This window comes from Streptomyces sp. SD15 (assembly GCF_054462255.1).
Map to the genome: position 1 here is coordinate 1 of NZ_JBTLMO010000139.1, position 1,180 is coordinate 1,180.

Annotated in this window: 2 protein-coding genes; both read left to right on the plus strand. The window is 69.7% G+C overall.

What is annotated here, in order from left to right:
* On the plus strand, window positions 1-879 hold an 879-nt coding region (cysD, locus tag ACX28W_RS43885; RefSeq protein ID WP_459005687.1), incomplete at its 5' end, for a sulfate adenylyltransferase subunit CysD.
* A 2-nt stretch (window positions 880-881) separates the two neighbouring features.
* On the plus strand, window positions 882-1,180 hold a 299-nt coding region (locus ACX28W_RS43890; RefSeq protein WP_459005688.1), incomplete at its 3' end, for a GTP-binding protein.

The window sequence follows — 1,180 nt, forward strand, 5'->3', positions numbered from 1 at the left end:
CTGGACGCGCTGGAGTCCGAGGCCGTCCATATCTTCCGCGAGGTCGCGGGCGAGTTCGAACGACCGGTGATCCTCTTCTCCGGCGGCAAGGACTCCATCGTCATGCTGCATCTGGCACTGAAGGCGTTCGCCCCGGCGGCGGTCCCCTTCACGCTGCTGCACGTGGACACCGGACACAACTTCCCCGAGGTCCTCGAGTACCGCGACCGCACGGTGGAAAAGCACGGACTGCGGCTGCATGTCGCCTCCGTGCAGGACTACATCGACCGCGGTGTCCTCAAGGAGCGCCCGGACGGCACCCGCAACCCGCTGCAGACCGTGCCGCTGACCGAGAAGATCCAGTCCGAGCGGTTCGACGCCGTCTTCGGCGGCGGACGCCGCGACGAGGAGAAGGCCCGGGCCAAGGAGCGCGTCTTCTCGCTGCGCGACGAGTTCTCCCAGTGGGACCCGCGCCGCCAGCGCCCCGAGCTGTGGCAGCTCTACAACGGCCGCCACGCACCCGGCGAGCACGTCCGCGTGTTCCCGCTCTCCAACTGGACCGAGCTGGACGTGTGGCAGTACATCGCCCGCGAAGGCATCGAACTGCCCGAGATCTACTTCGCGCACGAGCGTGAGGTCTTCCAGCGGTCCGGTATGTGGCTGACCGCCGGCGAGTGGGGCGGCCCCAAGGACGGCGAGACGGTCGAGAAGCGGCAGGTCCGCTACCGCACCGTCGGCGACATGTCCTGCACCGGCGCCGTCGACTCGGACGCGACCACGCTGGACGCCGTCATCACCGAGATCGCCGCGTCGCGGCTCACCGAGCGGGGCGCCACCCGCGCCGACGACAAGATGTCCGAGGCCGCGATGGAAGACCGCAAGCGCGAGGGGTACTTCTAGTCATGACCAGCACCACCGAACCCACCGAGCCGCTCTCGGTCGAGCAGCTGTCGTCGACCACCCTGCTGCGTTTCGCCACCGCGGGCTCCGTCGACGACGGCAAGTCCACGCTCGTCGGACGCCTGCTGCACGACTCCAAGTCGGTCCTGACGGACCAGCTGGAGGCCGTCGAGCGCGTCTCGGCCAGCCGCGGCCAGGAAGCCCCCGACCTGGCCCTGCTCACCGACGGCCTGCGCGCCGAGCGCGAGCAGGGCATCACCATCGACGTGGCGTACCGCTACTTCGCGACCGCGCGCCGCCG